This window comes from Microbacterium sp. MTN4-26 (genome assembly GCF_042846595.1).
GTDB lineage: Bacteria > Actinomycetota > Actinomycetes > Actinomycetales > Microbacteriaceae > Microbacterium > Microbacterium luteum.
In genome coordinates, this window is sequence record NZ_BTGO01000022.1 from 1 (window position 1) to 17,364 (window position 17,364).

The 17,364-nt window shown below is 64.6% G+C and carries 13 protein-coding genes; 6 read left to right on the forward strand and 7 right to left on the reverse strand.

Annotated features, from left to right (window positions below):
• Both ACGG9C_RS15295 and ACGG9C_RS15300 read left to right on the forward strand, forming a co-directional pair.
• Positions 1-628 (forward strand): MarR family winged helix-turn-helix transcriptional regulator (locus ACGG9C_RS15295; RefSeq protein ID WP_390178841.1); only part of this gene is annotated, 628 nt, incomplete at its 5' end.
• A 65-nt stretch (positions 629-693) separates the two neighbouring features.
• A complete protein-coding gene (locus ACGG9C_RS15300; RefSeq protein ID WP_286932945.1) occupies positions 694-2,124 on the forward strand; it encodes a carboxylesterase/lipase family protein in 1,431 nt (476 codons plus the stop codon).
• A gap of 4 nt (positions 2,125-2,128) precedes the next feature.
• Here the strand turns inward: ACGG9C_RS15300 and ACGG9C_RS15305 are convergent, their stop codons facing one another.
• The 6 genes from ACGG9C_RS15305 to ACGG9C_RS15330 form a co-directional block, all read right to left on the reverse strand.
• Positions 2,129-4,720 (reverse strand): family 78 glycoside hydrolase catalytic domain, encoded by a 2,592-nt coding sequence (locus ACGG9C_RS15305; RefSeq protein WP_390178842.1) that lies wholly within the window; start codon positions 4,718-4,720, stop codon positions 2,129-2,131.
• 257 nt (positions 4,721-4,977) lie between these two features.
• Positions 4,978-6,270, reverse strand: coding sequence for an MFS transporter (locus ACGG9C_RS15310; RefSeq protein ID WP_390178843.1), 1,293 nt, complete (start codon positions 6,268-6,270; stop codon positions 4,978-4,980).
• 102 nt (positions 6,271-6,372) lie between these two features.
• A complete protein-coding gene (locus tag ACGG9C_RS15315) occupies positions 6,373-7,542 on the reverse strand; it encodes a PucR family transcriptional regulator (protein WP_390178844.1) in 1,170 nt (389 codons plus the stop codon).
• Positions 7,543-7,640: 98 nt separating this feature from the next.
• Positions 7,641-9,071 carry a phytoene desaturase family protein gene (locus tag ACGG9C_RS15320; RefSeq protein WP_390178845.1) on the reverse strand — a complete coding sequence of 477 codons (1,431 nt, stop codon included), beginning with the start codon at positions 9,069-9,071 and terminating at the stop codon, positions 7,641-7,643.
• Positions 9,071-10,906, reverse strand: a complete 1,836-nt coding sequence (locus ACGG9C_RS15325) for a DUF3556 domain-containing protein (protein ID WP_390178846.1) — start codon at positions 10,904-10,906, stop codon at positions 9,071-9,073. Before ACGG9C_RS15325 ends, ACGG9C_RS15320 begins: the two co-directional genes overlap by 1 nt.
• 87 nt (positions 10,907-10,993) lie before the next feature.
• A complete protein-coding gene (locus tag ACGG9C_RS15330) occupies positions 10,994-12,466 on the reverse strand; it encodes a class I adenylate-forming enzyme family protein (RefSeq protein ID WP_390178847.1) in 1,473 nt (490 codons plus the stop codon).
• 302 nt (positions 12,467-12,768) lie between these two features.
• On the opposite strand from ACGG9C_RS15330, the gene ACGG9C_RS15335 reads away from it, so the two are divergent.
• The 4 genes from ACGG9C_RS15335 (at position 12,769) to ACGG9C_RS15350 (ending at position 16,575) form a co-directional block, all read left to right on the forward strand.
• Positions 12,769-13,317 (forward strand): TetR/AcrR family transcriptional regulator, encoded by a 549-nt coding sequence (locus ACGG9C_RS15335; RefSeq protein ID WP_286932931.1) that lies wholly within the window; start codon positions 12,769-12,771, stop codon positions 13,315-13,317.
• A 75-nt stretch (positions 13,318-13,392) separates the two neighbouring features.
• Positions 13,393-14,658: an ATP-binding protein gene (locus ACGG9C_RS15340; protein WP_390178848.1), complete on the forward strand. Its 1,266-nt coding sequence runs from the start codon at positions 13,393-13,395 to the stop codon at positions 14,656-14,658.
• 811 nt (positions 14,659-15,469) lie between these two features.
• A complete protein-coding gene (locus tag ACGG9C_RS15345; RefSeq protein ID WP_390178849.1) occupies positions 15,470-16,210 on the forward strand; it encodes a hypothetical protein in 741 nt (246 codons plus the stop codon).
• Positions 16,210-16,575, forward strand: a complete 366-nt coding sequence (locus tag ACGG9C_RS15350; RefSeq protein ID WP_390178850.1) for a hypothetical protein — start codon at positions 16,210-16,212, stop codon at positions 16,573-16,575. Before ACGG9C_RS15345 ends, ACGG9C_RS15350 begins: the two co-directional genes overlap by 1 nt.
• Before the next feature lie 63 nt (positions 16,576-16,638).
• Here ACGG9C_RS15350 and ACGG9C_RS15355 read toward each other — a convergent pair whose 3' ends face one another.
• On the reverse strand, positions 16,639-17,175 hold the full coding sequence (locus ACGG9C_RS15355) for a hypothetical protein (protein WP_286932926.1): 537 nt from the start codon (positions 17,173-17,175) through the stop codon (positions 16,639-16,641).
• Between the last annotated feature and the right edge of the window lie 189 nt (positions 17,176-17,364).

Consider the following 17,364-nt stretch of genomic DNA (forward strand, 5'->3'; position numbering starts at 1 on the left):
GGCAATGCACCTACGCAAGAATAGGGAAATGCCGCGCCCCGCCTCCGCCCCCGTCCGACTCGAACCGACTGCTACTGCAATGAAGCCGGTTGTTGGAGATGGCGGTCTCGACGCACGTGCCGCAATGCAGGCCATCATCACCTGGGCGTCGTCAATGACCCGCCGGGAGGATCTACTAGCTCGTAGCGACTTCCCGCTGCCTGGCGACATGCTCGCCTTCCTGGTCGTGAACCAACTTGCGTACCGCGGCGCATCCCGGCCGACCGAGTTGGCAGATGCGGTACACACCGGCCGGTCCAACCTGAGCAAGGTTGTGCGCCGCCTCGAAGAGGCTGGGCTTGTTGGTCGCGTTGCCAACCCCGCTGATGGGCGCGAGACGATGATCGGCATGACTTCGGCCGGTCGCGAGGTAGCCGCACGTATCGTTGCAACAAGCGATAACAATCTTGCTGACGCAGTTGCCGATTGGCCCCAATCGGATCGATCTCTCTTTGAAGAGCTTCTCGTTCGCCTGGTGCGCTCGCTTGATGACAGCGTAGGTGGCGAGATCCGCAGAGTCGCTGGTGGCACATGGACTGACAGCGCGTCACCCTGGGACCCAAAACGCACACAGCCGACTGAAGACTGACCGTGCCGTGATTGTCTATGCGACAATCAATCCACACTCCTGCATCTCAGAACAGAGGCGACTCGATGGAGAGCACTTCGGCAACCGCGACTGCGGAGATCTCGACCGGGTCGCTGCGCGGCACACGCGACGGGGGCATCGAGCGGTATCTCGGCATCCCCTACGCCGAGCCCCCGTTCGGCGAGCGCCGGTTCGCCGCGCCCGAGCCGGTCGCGGCGTGGACCGGGGTGCGCGACGCGGTGGGCTTCGGGGCCACGGCGCCGCAGCATCCGTATCGCGGCGACATCGCCGAGCTGCTGTCGAGCACGGTGATCGAGGGCGACGACATCCTCACCGTGAACGTGTGGAGCCCGGCCGAGCGGGCAGCCGCGGGCGCGCCGGTGGTGCTCTGGCTGCACGGCGGCGCGCTCGAGCGGGGCGCGTCGGCGCAGCCGGGCTACGACGGCACGACCTTCGCCGACGACGGCGTCGTGTTCGTCTCGGCCAACTATCGACTCGGTGTCGAGGGGTTCAGCGTGCTCGAGGGCGCGCCGCTGAACCTCGGCCTGCTCGACGCCGCGCTCGCCCTCGAGTGGGTGCACTGCGAGATCGCGGCCTTCGGAGGAGACCCCGCGCGCATCACGATTATGGGCGAGTCCGCCGGCGGGGCGCTCGTGGCCGCCCTGCTCTCGCGTCCCGCGTCACGGGCACTCGTGGCCGGGGCGATCATCCAGTCGGGCCCCCTCGACGCGGTCTCGCCCGACAAGGCGCGTCGCGCGTCCGACGCCATCGCGAAGAAACTCGGCATCCCAGCCACCCGCGAGGCGTTCGCGGCTGTCTCGCCCGCCGACCTGCTGCAGGCCCGGGCCGAGCTCTCGGCCGGGTCATCGCCGCTCAAGGGCGCCCCGGGCTTCACCCTCGCGGTCGACCCCGACACCCTGCCCGTTTCGCCCGTCGACGCGCTCGCCGACGTCGACGTTCCGGTCCTCATCGGCACCAACACCGACGAGTACCGGCTGTGGTTCACCCCCGAGTCGATCGGCGAGATCGGGCGCCTGAAGGCCGGACTCGCACGTCGGGTGATGCGCATCCCCGCGCGGGCGGCGACCGCAGTGCGCGACGCGTTCCCCGGCGCGAGCCCGGGCGAGGTGCTCGGGCAGCTGCTCACCGACCGCCTGCTGCGTGCCCCGGCGACCCGCGTCGCCCGAGAGCGTCGCACTTCCACGTTCGTGTACGAGTTCGCGTGGCACAGCCCGGTGCGCGATCTGCGCGCTGCCCACGCCATCGAGATCGCGTTCGTGTTCGATCATCTGGGCGGGGCGGATGCTGTGCGCTTGAGCGGCCCCGATGCCCCAGCCTCTCTCGCCCACGCGATGCACGCGGCCTGGGTGTCGTTCATCACGACCGGTGACCCCGGCTGGCCCGCCTACGACTCGGACCGCACGACCCGCATCTGGGAGGAACACCCCACCGACGAGCCGCAGCGTCGCAGCGCCGTCGTCGACGCCCTCGGGTAGGGGGTTATGCCACGCGGGAGTCGACGTTGGCGGTACCCGACCTTGCCGTCGACAGTTGGAGCAGTTGAACTGCGATGTCTGCTTGGACCGCGGGGCTGGCGTACTGGAACAGCACCTCGCGAAGTGTCTGTCCTTGTGTCCAGCGAGTACCTGCATGCATTGCTTCTGCCGCGCCGGGGCGATGTGCGGTCAGCATCTGTTCGATGAGGGCGAGTGCGTCCGAGTCGTCGATGACCTGTGAGAGTGGGCTGTCCAGTGACACGTCCGGGGGTATCGGGTCGTCTTGCTCGACGAACTCCCATCGATGCGCACCTGCGGTGGCGGTGAATGGGTCGCGGTCGCCGAGATGTACTTCGGCCTCGACCCCGGTGGGGACGGACGCGCTCACTTTGATGATCTCGCCCCTGCGCTGCCAGCTGAGTTCGATGCGACCGTGCGGGCTGAGGAGCACCACCGCGGCGTCGTCGACGCCGGCGATCGGGTGTGGGGCGATCTGGACTCTTCGGTGGCCGGGTTGAAGGCTGGTAAGCCCGGCCAGCTCCCGGTGTATCCAGTCTGCGACGGCGCCGAGCGCGTAGTGGTTGAAGCTCGTCATATCCCCCGGGTTGACTGTCCCATCGGGGAGCATCGAGTCCCAGCGCTCCCAGATCGTCGTTGCACCCATTGTCACCGGGTAGAGCCACGAGGGGCATCCGGTCTCCAGCAGAAGGCGGCCCGCCGTGGCATGCTGCCGGGTTCGCGAGAGCGCGTCGAGGATGATCGGGGTGCCGACGAAGCCGGTCGCGATTCGGTACCCGTTCTCACGTGCAAGAGCTGCGAGACGAGCACCGGCAGGGTGGCGTAGATCCTCCGGCAGCAAGTCGTAGACGAGCGCGAGAGCGTATGCCGTCGGTGTGTCCGACAGCATTCGACCGGCGGGGGTGACGTACTCGCGAACGAACGCGGTACGGACCTGATCGGCGATCCGCGTGTAGCGCTCAAAGTCGCTGGTATGGCCAAGCATCTCCGCGGCACGAGCCAGCAGCACTGCGGAGCGCGCGAGGCAGGCGGTAGCAACCAGGCCGGTCGCCGTCATCGCCTGACCAGGACGGTCGGGCGGTGCAGTGGGGTCAAGCCAGTCGCCGAACTGGAAGTCACCCTCCCAGATCAGGTCCGGGCCAGCTAGGCGAACGCAGAGATCCACCCAAGCTCGCGCGCTTGAGTACTGGCGAGCGAGCGTGTCGAGGTCTCCAAACTGCTGGTGGAGTACGTCGGGGACGACGACTGCGGCATCACCCCACGCTGCGGCTGGGCGAGCGAGGCCGAGGACGTTCGGAACGACGAAGGGCACCATCCCCTCGCTGTCCTGTTCGATGGCCAGGTCTCGGAGCCAGGAGTCGAGGAACCCGCGGACGTCATAGAGGAACCCTGCCGTCGGGGCGAAGATCTGGATGTCGCCGGTCCAGCCGAGCCGCTCATCCCTCTGAGGGCAGTCCGTTGGGAGAGAAAGGAAGTTCCCGCGTAGGCTCCAGACCACATTGTCGTGGAGGCGTTGTAGCAGCGGGTGAGAGGTCGAGAACCACCCCGTGCGCTGCATATCGCTGTGTATCACGACGGCGACAACGTCGTCCGGCTGGAGCTCTCCCGGCCATCCCGTGATCTCGGCGAATCGGAACCCGTGGAATGTGAACTCGGGTTCCCATACTTCATCGCCGCCTCCGGCGAGGGTGTAGATGTCGGTCGCGTTTGCTCGTCGCAACGGCCTGGTTGCCAGTTGTCCGTCTTCGAGGACTTCTGCGTGTCGGAGGGTGATGGTTGTGCCCGCGGGTCCGGACACGCGCATGCGTAGACGGCCGACGAGATTCTGACCGAAGTCCAGGATGGTCGCCCCGGCATCGGTGACCTGCGCCGAAGCCGGGGATATCTCCTCGATGCGTCTCACCGGCGGCGAGATGCGAGGTTCCGGCACAGGCTCAGCGGGAAAGGCACGTGCCGCGTCCCAGCGCGAGTCATCGTAGCCGGGCTCGGCGTAGCGAACGCCGGAGGCGTCGATGAGATCCGCGCGTGCGTCATACCGCTCCCCCTTATACAGTCCGCTGAACTTCAATGCGCCGGATGCCGTCCGCCACTCGTGGCCTGTTCGGATCCACTGCGAAGATCCATCGGCGAACTCGAGCAGCAGCTGCGCCGCCATCCGCGGTTGCGTGCCGTAACGTGGCTGCGCATTCTGACGGAATCCGAAGTGCTCCGTCGCCCAGGCCCCCGCCATCCGCACGCTGAGGCAGTTCGAGCCCTCCCGAATCAGAGAGGTGACGTCGGTCATGTCGGCGATGGTCCGCTCCGCGAACGGCGTCCACCCCGGCTTGAGCACATGATCGTCGACGTCAGTGCCATTGAGTGCAGCCTGGTACACCCCCACTGCGGTCGCGTACAGCGTCGCACGCACTACGCCGTTCGCGTCGAACTCGTGCCGGAGAACCACGGGTTGAGCTTCATGTTCCGGGTTAGGGTGGCCGATCCAGTCGGCATCCCACTCCCCCTCGCCGAAGAATCCAGCGGCGATCGGAACGGGTTCGCTCCACGCGCTTGCGACTCCATCGAGACCGATCACCCGCACGCGCAGCTCACCTCTCGCCCGCGGAGCGAGAGGTTCGAACGGCCACCCCAGACGGAGCTGCTGCGTCCCCGCGAGCACAGCTGTCGATGAGCGACCGTCGTAGTCCCACCGCAACTCTGCGCGCGCCTGTCGCCACTCTGGCGCAAAGGAGTGAACGTGCCAGCTGACCCGAGGGTTCGGCAGCGGAACAGGGTCACCGGGGCGCGGCGCCTCGACATCGACGCGGATCACCCGAACAACGGATTCGACGGCCGAGGTCATCGAGCCGCCTCCGCCGCGGCGCCTTCGGCCTCCGGATCACGGCCGGCTTCCTCATCGAACACCTGTGTGGAGGAGCGCCTACGGAACACGAACCATGCACAGGCGAGACCAATGACGTTGAACACCGTCAGAAGCGTGTACATGACCGTCACGCCCGACTCGAGGATCAGCGGCGTGATCACCGCCAGTCCGGCTGCAGCGAAACGACCCACCGCGATGATCGCACCCTGGGCGGTCGAGCGCAGCAGTGTTGGGAAAGACTCCTGCGTCCACACCTTCATGATCCCCTCGAACGCGAATGCACCCCCGACCGCCGCAAGCAACGCGCTCGTCGCATACGTCACCAGATTCAGGCCGGCGACAACGACGATGAGCTTTGAGGAGATCATGAGGATCGCGCCGATCTGGAAGTAGAGGAACCGCCGCGGACCGTCGGCAATCTTCATGAACCACAGATAGCTGAGTACCGCGATCGGCACCATCGGCAACGCGATGAGTGCGGCCTGGCCCACTGTGGCACCGCCATAGGTGACGACGATGTAGGTTCCGAACTGACCGCTCGTGTTGGCCACGAGGTTGGTGAACCCGTAGAACGCCAGCAGTGCGAGGAACGGCACGATGTACGGCGGCCGAAGCAGATCCCGCACACGCGCGCGGTCGGCGCGAATTGTGGCCACGCCCGCACTGCGCTCCGCGCGGGCTTCCTTCCAGCTCGTGGACTCTGGGATGGTCAGTCGACCGATCAGGACGAGCGCCGCAACGATTCCGATGTGTGCGAAGAGGATCTGTGCTCCAGCACGCCCCCAATCACCGACGATGCTCGCCAGCACCGTGTTGACCACGATGCCGATGATCCACAGCAGGTTGGAGAAGCCGAGCAGACGACCACGGTTGCGGTCGGTGGCAGCTTCCGCAATCGTCGAGAGCGACACCGGCAGATCTGCGCCCGTTCCGATTCCGAGCAATACGGCGCCAACGAGCACCGCGCTGAAGGATGGTGCGACGAGCAACGCGATCACCGCGGCAATGATCAACAACATGGTCGCGGTGAAGACGGGGCGACGGCCGAACCTGTCCCCCAAGCGACCACCGACGAGCGCACCGAATGCGATCGACAGCGTGAGCGCGCCCGCCGCAACTCCGACCTGCCACTGCTCGAGCGAGAGATCCTTCTGCAGGACCACCAGCGACGTACTGAACCCGGTGATGGCGGCAGCGTCGATGTACGACGCCATCCCCGAAACGATCGCAACCCACCACGGGCGCGTGTGCAACGGACGTGAAGACATGAGCTTCTCCTTCGAAGCCGGAGGCAAGGGACATGCTCACGCTACCTCATGATTGTCGTCACGACAATCTACGTCCTTTCGCGCACGTCAGCCGATGATCACCTATGTCCGCGTGCGTGGACCGGGGTCACTGTCGGGAAACGCGTCGTAGAGGCGAATCGCCAGTGCGATCTCGATCGGATCGGTTGCCCCGACTTCTGAGTCCTCGAACAGTTGTATGCGGTGGCGAACCGTGTTCCTGTGCAGATGGAGTTGCTCGGCGGTCCGTGTGACGTTCTCACCCGAGGCGAAGTATGCAGCGAGGGTCTGCCGCATGGAAGCGGACTGCTCGTTGTCTTCAGCGAACTGGCCGAGCGTCCGGACGACCCATGGGCGAGTGGACCGGACGCCCGCGAAGAGGGAGAGGAGAGAGATTCCCGGGTCCGTGTAGGAAACGATGCGGGCATTGCGGTGCTGCGGCGAGGTGAGCGCGATTGCTTGCGCGCTGCGTGCCTGCTCGTGAGAGAGCCGGAATCCAGTGGCACCCGCACCCGCCTCGCCGAGGGCGAACCGGACGGAGGGCGCTGAGGCAAGGATCGTGTCGATCTCCGCTCGTGCGGGCCAGCTGTTCAGACCGCCGATCCAGACCCACGCCGTCTTCGGGTCGGTAGCCATCGTGAGGGGCGGTCGAGCAGATGACATGCGGGCGGCGAGGTGCGACAGCACCCGGTCGATGTGCTGCTGCGCGAGTTCACTAGCGGGCCCCTCTGACCACACAATCGCCGCGTGATGGACCTGGTCAACGACGTAAGCGGCGTCAGCGAACAGCGCTTGTCCCTCGTCGTCACCTCGCAATACCTTCATGATGGCGGAGGCGTGTGCGCTGGCCCGTCCGCTCCACCAGCGCTGTCGTTCAGTCTCGTACACCTGCGACACGTAGATGAGGATCCAGTCGATGTACCGATGGACGGTCTCGGCGACAGCACGGACGAGTCGAATGCGATCGCCCTCATCGACAGGGAGGCCTTCGACGACGTCGATCCCGAGACGGAGAAACATGCTCTGGCCGAGGTAGTACGCGCGGCTCAACGCGCTGATGGGGACGCCTCGTTGCGCGAGCCGGGCCGCGTACTCGACTGCTGCGGTAGTGGGTTGGAGGTTTTCGAGAGCGATGTCGTTAGCGAGAATGTGGCAGATCGTCGAGACGTTGCCCTCGATGCTCGCCTGGAGCATCTCGACCAGCTGGGGGTCAGCGTTGAGCTCGCCGATGTTGTCAGCGAGGTGGTCCCGCATCTCCCGGACGATTTCGGGTAGACGCCCAGTCAGGTCGTCAGCGACGAGAGTGAGGAAACTCTGTTGCGATGCCCCACTTCCGGGGTGTGGGTGTGCACTCATCGTCGCCCCTGGTGCTCTTGGAGCCATTTCAGGGCACGCGCAGCGGCATTGACGCCGCTCATTCCGTGTATGCCGGGCCCGGGCGGGGTGGCCGCTGAGCAGATGTATGCGCCGGGGACACCCGTGTCGTATGGGAACGCGGTGAGCCGCGGACCGAGCAGGAACTGACGTGGAAGCTTGGCGCCGGTGAGGATGTCACCGCCGATGAAGTTGGGGTTCTCTCGCGCCATGTCTGCCGGTGACTGTACTCGGGTCGCACAGATCCTGTCTCGGATCCCCGGGGCGAACCTGTCCATCTGGTCAATGATCGCCGTCGAAGCGTCGCCGTCAAAGCCGGCCGGCACGTGGGCATATGCGTAGACCGGGTGGATGTTGCCGACGGAGCGGGTCGGATCGGCGACGAACTGCTGGCCAACGAGCACGAAGGGACGATCGGGCATTCGCCCGAGGGACACAGCTCGTTCGGCCGCGACGATCTCCGCGGCAGCACCGCCCAGGTGCACCGTACCGGCTCGACGCACCTCCTCGTTACGCCAGGGAATGCCATCCGCAACCGCAAGGTCGAGCTTGAACACAGCCGGGCCAGGCCGGTAGTGGCGCAGCGCCGCAAGGGTACGTCGGGGCATCCGTTCCGCGAGAATCTGCGCGACGTGCCATGGGTGGAGGTCGAATATGGCGATGTCATGGCGTGGCAGTTGCCGACCGAGTTCGACTCGTACGCCTGTCTCAAATCGCACCCCGAGTTCACCTAGCCCGTCGATGATGGCTCGGGTCAGTACGCCGGTTCCTCCTTCGACTACCGGCCACCCGACGGCGTGACCGGCGGAGATGATGCCCGCGCCGATCCCTCCTACGAGCGGCACATCGATTCGGTTGATCGCGTGCGCCGCGACACCGGCGAACAAGGCGCGCCCCGGCTCCGTGCGCAGCAGGCGCATGACCCATGTCGGTGGCGGCCCTGCGACCGCCCCAAACCGTGCCAGCAGGAGGGGATGCCGGGGGACGTGCAGCATCGGGCGGAAGATGTCCTCCGTGAGCTCGGCGAAATGTCGTGACGGCGAGCCGAACATGCGTCGCCATGTCGCGCCGTCAACTCCGAGGTCACGCGCGGTCGCGTCGATGCTCTGGCTGAGGAGAGCCGCCGTCCCGTCGTCGAGAGGGTGCGCAGCGTCGTATGGAGCCCGTCTCCAGCGGACTCCGCGCGCCTCCAGATCCCACGTCGCGAGATAGTCGGACGCCGCCGCCATGGGGTGGACGGCAGCGCAGTGGTCCTGCACGAGTCCGGGGATGAGTTCGGGAGCGTTCCTCGCCCCGCCGCCCAGCTCATCGGCCGCCTCGAGAACGGTCACCTCGACCCCCGCGCGGGCAAGGATCGTGGCGGCAGCGAGCCCATTGGGCCCGCTACCCACCACGACCGCTCGCGACATCAGCGGGGTTCCGTGACGCGTGCAGGTGCCGGTGAGGCCGGCGCGGAGGGCACGCTGTTTGTCGCCGCCGTGGGCGGCTGAACCGCTGCACGCCACTCCACGTTGACGGGGATCGGACCGTTGGGCAGCCAGGGCTGCTCACGAACCGCGTCCTTGACCCTCCAGGTTCCCCGCTCGACGACCCCGAGAGCTGCGTCGATGATCTGGTACGCCTGCGTTGCCTTGCCAACCGGCTGCGACTCGACCCAGAACACAATGAACTCCCCCGGCTTGAACTGGCATCGCCGCTGGATTGCGCGGATCAGGTCATTGTTGTGGAGATGGCCGTCTCCGAAGTTGAACCCGATCACGGAGTTGCACGCGAACTCGCCTTCACGGATCGTACGCGAGTCAATGTCGGGGAGCGTCCGGTAGGCGAGGGAGAACAGCCCGCGGCCCTGACTGTGCATCGACCGCCAGGCGATCGTCTGCTGCATCGTGATCTCCGCAGCAACTGCCGGATAGCCCAGCTGTTGCAGCTGATCGACCTGGTTGCGCGTGGGTCGCACGAGGGCGTCAAGCTTCGCCTCGGCGCCAGGGGTGAATGTCCACAGCGCGGAAGCCCAGTTCCCCGCGTACTGACGCATCGATGGCAGGAAGGACACCTTGTCGGGTCGAAGGTTACCCAGAACAGGGAAGAACAACAGGGCCCCGACAACTGCGGCGAGAACCCAGGTGTTTGAGAAGTCGAGCACACTGAAACCGTCCCACGCGGGGAACCCGATGAACAGGAAGATGGCACCGTACGCGAACAGCAGATTCCATTCCAGCGGCACCGCCAACGGGAAGGTGGAGACGATGAATAGGCAGTAGCCGACCATCAACACCACGCACGCACCGGTGAGCCACGGATTCGTCGAGAACAGCAGGATCAGCGGAACGACCATCTCCACCACCATTCCCATCCCGTGCGCGATGAAGTGCGCTGCAGGCGAAGGGCGAAGATCGTCCGGGAACGAGCGGTAGTGCGCACGCTTCAGCCACCTCGGCGGCCAGAACGGAGTATTCGAGATCATCGCCGGGATGACGAATACGAAATGCCGCCCCAGCTTCGAGAAGGCAGCTCCGACCCATACGACGACGATCAGCAGCTTCAGCGCGATGATCATGTCCACGAACGGCAGCACCGTGAAGAACACGAGCGCGGGGAGGTACTGCTCGATGCGGGACGCCAGAGCGATGGTCTTATCACGCAGCCCCACCAGAACCAGCGCCGCGATCGCAACGATCACCGGGGCAGGCTGCACCAGACCCCCGACATTCTCGGGAATGGCAGCGTCGAGCGACGACGAGTGACCACCTGGCAGCACCAGCGCAGCCGTGAGCGCGAGGAGCAATGTGAAGTAGAGCAGGACGTCCAGCAGCGTTCTGGTGTCGCCTCGGGTACCCGGTACCCACGCCCACGGGCGGAGGCGGATCGTCCCTGGCCGAGCCCAGAAGAGGATTCCACCGGTCATCGGCTTGAACTTTCCCGCGATCGGCCCCCAGGACCCGGCAACGCCGATCGCTTCGAGCAGCATCGTCCAGATGATCGCCTTCTGGTACACGATCGGCTCGTTCCACCATAGCCCGACTTGCCAGAACCAGCCCACCGCGCTGGTTGCCGTGATGAGGATTGCGCCGCCGAGCAGCCACACGAGTCCGACTTTGAGAATGTAGGTCGTCGCGATTACGCGAGGTGAGCCGAACCCGTAATCGACCCAGTGGCGCGTCAACGCTTGGATGCGATCACGCAACGGTTGGTGCAGGAACGTCTCCGTATCGACTGGCGGGAAGTCCCCTGTCTTGAATCCCATGTCAACTCCTTCGGTGATGGGTACTGCGTCGAGCAAGTCTCGAGATCGAGCGGCGGACAGGACCATCCCTCCCGCAACTCTGATTGGTCAGTGAATGAGGGCGAACTCGCGCCGTAGCGCCGGCTTGTCCACCTTGCCCACGGGGTTTCGGGGAAGCTCGGCGACGATGTCGACCGCCACGGGGACCTTGATCTTGGCCAGCCCCTCGCGACAGTGCTCGATGAGTTCGTCGGTGGTGAGCGCTGAGAAGCCGGGCGCCACCACCACGAACGCGACAGGAAGCTCACCGAGTACCGGATCTGGGCGCCCGACCACAGCCGACTCCAGCACTCCAGGGTGAGTCGCCAGGTGCGCCTCAATCTCCTTGGGGTAGATGTTCTCCCCACCGCGGATGATCATGTCCTTGATCCGGTCCACGACCCGCACGTATCCGTCGTCATCCTGGACACCGACATCACCGGTGTGCAGCCATCCGTCGCGGATCGCGGTCGCGGTCGCTTCAATGCGCCCGAGGTAGCCGCGCATCACCGTAGGCCCGGAGATGACGATCTCGCCTCGCTCACCTGGGGCCACCTCCTGCCCATCCGAGTCAACGATGCGGATCTGCTGCCCCGGCAGCGCCGTGCCAACCGAGCCTGGTTTGCGCGGGCCGTCGATCGGGTTGCAAGCGGACGCGCAGGTGGCTTCCGTCAGCCCGTATCCTTCGATGATCTTCATGCCGAACCGTGACTGGCACCGTTCAAGCAGTTCGGGTGCGACGGGGGCTGCACCACAGATCGCGAACCGCAGACTGGTCGTGTCGAACTCGACATCGGTCGGCAGCGCCGCGAGGTGAGCGAAGATCGCGGGCACCGCGGAAAAGTAGGTCGGGCGATGAGCCTGGGCCGCGGAGATGAAACTCTGCGGCGCGAAACGTTCCAGGATCGTCACCTGCGCACCCACGCTCATCGGCGCCAGGAAAGTCACACACAACGAGTTGACGTGGAACAGCGGCAGCACGAGAAGGGCGTGGTCATCGCTGGTCAACCGAAAGTGCGTGGCGATCTGCGTGGCCATTGCGTTCAGGTTCGCGTGATCGAGCATGACGCCCTTCGGCTGACCCGTCGACCCACTCGTGTAGACAAGTAGCGCCACACGATTCGGGTCAATCCGAGCCTCCGCCAGCGGCGAGGTAGACACACGCCACATCTGATCGGACTCGATCGTCGCAACGTCCACCTCACGGATGCGCCGGCCGACCAGGATGCTCGCGTGCGAGTCTTCGATCTGGTAGCTCACCTCGCGCGGAGTGAACGTCGGGTTGATCGGCGTGACAATCGCCCCGACACGCCAAGCGCCGAGCATTGCGATCAGCAGCTCAACCGAGTTCGGCATCATCACAGCGACGACATCGCCGGCGGAGACACCCGCATAGGTAAGTTGTTCCGCGAATGCGCCGGCCTCTATCTCGACCTGCGCGTAGGTCAACGCGCGCCGCTCGTCGCGCAGACAGAATGCGTCTGAGCCCGCGGCGGGGCCGAGCCACGGCAACTGTGACAACGTCGTTGATGTATCGGGCATGAACTCCGGCCTCCTCTTCGAGGGCTCCATGTGAGACGTCGACCAACGTATTCATCGGGGTGTGATCATGACATCGGCGCCGGCGTCCCAGATCGGTCCGGTGAGTGTGCATAGTGCACAGTGGGAGCCACGGCCAGGGCGGGTAGTGAGTCAGCGGATATAGTTCCCCCGTGACAAGTCCGGATGCCGCGACCGACGCGCGACCAAACCGCCCCGCGGAGGTGCGCGCGGCGGCCCGATCCCGCGTGCTCACACTGGCGCGTGCACTGCTTCCGGCCTCCGACGGGGTTTCCGATGACCTCGTGAGCGAGATCGCCGATCAAGCCAACCTCTCGATGCGGTCATTCCGGACCCTCTTTCCGACAAACGCCGATCTGCTGCGAGCCGTCAACGACGAACTCATCCGCGAGTGTGCAGAACGGGTCGCGGCAGTGTCCCACAAGGTGGAGCCCGGCTCATCTGCGGAGAACGTTCGCGCAGCCGCTGAAGCTCTCGCGCTGGCGTGGCCGATGAACTGGGCGTCGCTCAGCATCCGGGCACACGAACGTGCCCGCGCCCTTTCCGATCAAACCTTCCGGCCGGAAGTGGCGCAGATCGAGCGCGCGTACGTGCCGGCATTGCTCGACGCATTCCTCAGCCTGATGGCTCGGCTGGAGCGGCGATTCGTCTGGCCGCCAGTCCTCGGCGTGCGAGTCGTCATCCTCGCTTACGAGCGTTCCTTCGAATCCTGGATCCTCTCTGGCGGCGACGAACGGAACTTCCACACCTCACCATTCGTCCAGGAGACACTCCCCCAAATCCTGATCGGACTCAGCACCCCCATATCGGTCGAGGATCCCGACGCTGGCTGAGCTCCGCACACGCCGGTCCTGTGACCGAGCGATAGCGAAGTTGCAACCGAGATCACCATCAGCCATGATGCGCGCATGACGACCTGGCGCATCCGCGACTACCACAGCAACGACGTGGACGGCGTTCTGCGACTCTGGGAACAGATCGCAACGGATACCGAACCGGTCTACAGCTTGTCCGAAGTACTCGCCTCATGCGCGAAGGACCACGCCGTCGTCGGCGAGCAGGTCGTCGGCGCGGTTATCGGTCGGGTAGCGCACGCACAAGGTTGGGTGGTGTTCCTAGCAACGGCACCACACATGCGCGGCACCGGGATCGGGTCATCGCTGCTCGCGGCCCTCGAGTCACGTATGGCCCCGCAGGGAATCACCAAGCTCTCCGCACTGATGCCGGCAGCCGAGACACGCATGGATGCCTTCCTCAACCGCGGCTTCGAGCTCAAACAAGACCTCCACTACTTCGAGCGCACCATCCCGGTACAGCGTGAGGAGCTCAAACGCCTCGATGAGCTCGGTGGTCGCATTCTCCCCAGAGGGCTCTGGGAAGCCGTAGGGGGAATGAGCGCAGAAAAGGACCTGTTGGAACGCCGCGTTGTGCTCCCACTCGCGGAATCCGTACTCGCCGAACGCTTCGGGGTGGTGCCTCCCCGCGCCATTGTCCTATTTGGACCGCCCGGTACAGGAAAGACCACGTTCGCCAAAGCCATCGCGTCGAGACTCGACTGGTCGTTCGTCGAGGTATTCCCCTCCCGCCTGTCCGCGAACCCGGGCGGGCTCGCCGCTGCACTACGCGAAACCTTCGCAACGATCTCTGAACTCGAACACGCCGTTGTCTTCATCGACGAAGTCGAGGAAATCGCCTCCCACCGACAAGGAGAGCCGCCATCTCCCATGCAGGGCGTCACAAACGAGCTCCTGAAGCTCATCCCCGCATTCCGTGAGCAATCCGGGCGCCTCCTCATCTGCGCCACCAACTTCATCCGATCGCTCGACGCAGCCTTCCTCCGCCATGGGCGCTTCGACTACGTCATCCCGATCGGCCTGCCCGACGAACAAGCGCGTGCAGCAATCTGGGAGAGATACCTCCCCGCCAGCGCAATCGACGTAGACGTACCCGCCCTGGTGTCCATGACGGAGGGATTCTCACCCGCAGACATCGAGTTCGCGGCACGCAAGGCATCGCAGTCCGCCTTGGAACACGCGGTCGACGTCGGCGACGAAGCGCCCGCAGGTCCGCGAATGGAAGACTACGTCTCAGCAATCACTGCGACACGCGCGACAGTTCCGCAGGAAACGGTCGTCGAGTTTCTCGAAGACATCGAGAACGTGGGCAGAATCTAGGCGCGGGACCAGTGCCCGGATACCTCGTCTTGCTTCTAGGAAGGACCTGACAGGAATTGCGCAATCGATGAACAAGCAGGCCGCGCACAGACACCGTTCGTTTAGCTACCGCTGACCATCGGCGAGGGACGATCGGATCAAGGCAACCGAAGGCGGCCGCTCGCCGTCCCACACGCTCGCGTATACGTTGGCCACCATGGGCCAGATTGCGCGCAGTCCCTCCTCCGCGGAGTTGATTGAGGCAGCTGCCTGCCCCCCGACCACGAAATCGTGGGGGATGATTCGTCGCGCGGCATCCGTTCTACCTTCGGGGTCAGGGAAGCGCAGCGCGACCAAATCGCCACTTCGCCGGAACACGGAGTCGTCATACTCAGTGCCAACGAACGCACTCTCGTAGGTGGCAAGGGGGCTCGCGTATTCCCCGTCGAGTAGAAAGCGAAACCCCCAGGTGCGGCCTCGCGTCGCCCAGATGAGGTTCACCACGGGCTCTTCATGAGGATCACGCAGTGGGTCGCCGGGAAACTCAACGAGCATGACTCCTACGTTATGCGCCCGTGCAGTCGCACGCATAAGCCTGTCCACAGCGTGAGTTCAAGCTCGGGAGCCTTCGCCGCACCGTCGCATTACGGAGTCCGGTCCGGCTTGACACTTTGAATGGGCCCGCCGAGCGAGGAATGGCCGTGCGGGCTCGAGACCTTGTCTACGTACATCGAAAATGAGAAATTACATACACATGCATACACAGTCAGGCGCCACAAGCACGTCCCGTCATCCAGCGTTCGTAATCCACTCGATCAATGGCTACACGAACGTGTTCGTCGAAGTGATGGCGGAGACTCTTGGCCTCGACGAGGGGGGAGTTCAAACGCTCCTCCGCAGCATGCACGCGGAGGTGTCAGCGAGCCTCAAGAACAAGGGCGTGAACTACGCCGATCTAAAGTCCGCGCTCACTCCCCAGTCGGACAAGCACGAGATCGCCTTCATCTTTGATTCGTCCCGAGCGACGAGCTGGATGTACGGCGAAGAGTTCTCGAGGGCATGGCTCGCCGCACTGTCGGTCGCCGGCGGAGCGCAGCGGACGGCCATCTCTGAAGGAGATGTCATCGGCCTTGAACCTCACATCCTCTGGCAGATCCTCGACCAGCAACTGGTGCGCCCATCCGAGCAGGTAACACCCTGGCTCTCGCCCGAACAGTACTTTTTTGTCTACTTCACGAACGTCTCGAACGCCCAACTGGCCGTCCTCGACCGTGAGATGCGGACAGAGAGCGCTGCCTACCTCGGGTACGTCGACTGCTCTGGATGGACCCCGCTCAAGACAGGGCTCGCGCTACCGCAGGTCGCGCTCCGCCTAGACAAGAAGATCATCACCGCAGAAGACGACGACGGGAACGCAAACCTGCACGGGTATCGTTTCGATGAATTTGGATACGAGGTCGTCGGCGTAACGAGGACCTCTACGCAACCATGCTTGATTTCCGGATCGACATGGGAGTCCCGCAATGGGGTGCAACGGACAGTGCTATCGCACTCGGTGCGCTATCCGGTGTGATGCGCGACATCGCGAGCATGGCACTGACGATCGACGAGCGACGCTTCGACTACCTCACCAGTGAGGAACCGGGTTACGGGCACGGCGCCTCGATCAAGAAGGCCGGACTCGCAGGCTTCGATCGCTTCGCGCTTGCAGAGGCAATCAAGAAGGAGTTGGCCAAGAGTTTGCTCTTCAACCTCCGGTCTATCGCCGGAAGCAAACAGGTAGAGGGCAAGCGAGTGGCCGCGCCCGAGAACGACGCGCTCATGTTCACTGTGCAGGTCGAGTATCCCGACTTGGCTGGTGTCCAGCAGCGATACCAGGTGGGCGTCAAGTACAATCCCCGCGAACACCGCGACGAAGTCATCACCATGTTCGGTTGAGTCTCACAATCCCGCGCCGCTCCGCATCAAGAACTCAGGGGCGTGGCCGGCGTGCTCATCGTTCTAGTCTTCGACGTTACGGAAGTCGACCAGCAGGCCAGACGCGCCTGTCTCATCGAGCACAATTCCGTGTGGTCGATGAGCGGGCACACGCGTCCACACGCCAGGCGATTGCGGGACGTAGACGCCCATGTCGACGAGCATGTCGAGATAGGCGTCCTCGATCTCGGCCGCGACGATCTCAATACGGTCTGCGACCCCGTTTAGGTCATCGGCGCTGACTGAAATCACCTTGAAGGCTCCGGTCTTGCGAACGCGGTTCCGCACCTCAAGGTTCGCGTCCGCATCGAACTGCCAAAGCCCGTGCAGGTACTCGTTTCGACGCTGCATGAGCTTCTTCGCCTCTTCCAGCAGCGGCTGCAACTCCGCGCGGTCTTCGCTCTTCGGGAGGCGGACGGCGAGGATTGCAACGAGCATGTCAAGCTTCCGCTCGAACGCCATGCCCTTCACGACGATCACGCCGACTTGTGGGTCGTGGGTGATCGCATCGGCGAGGAACTGCTCAATCACGGCGTCGAGGTGCGAAGCGGCGACAGCCACGCGGCCGATCGCGGCATGCTCGAAGTCGCGCAGGACGTGAACTATGCGGCCAGCCTACGACCTGGCCAAAGCAGGAACCTGGCGTAGCAAACCGGGTGAATGGCAGACCTTGTGCAGAACCGTTCCTGGAACACCTTCGCGTTACGGCTCCGATCGACGCTGCAAGGCGGAGGTGTCGATAGATGGAAT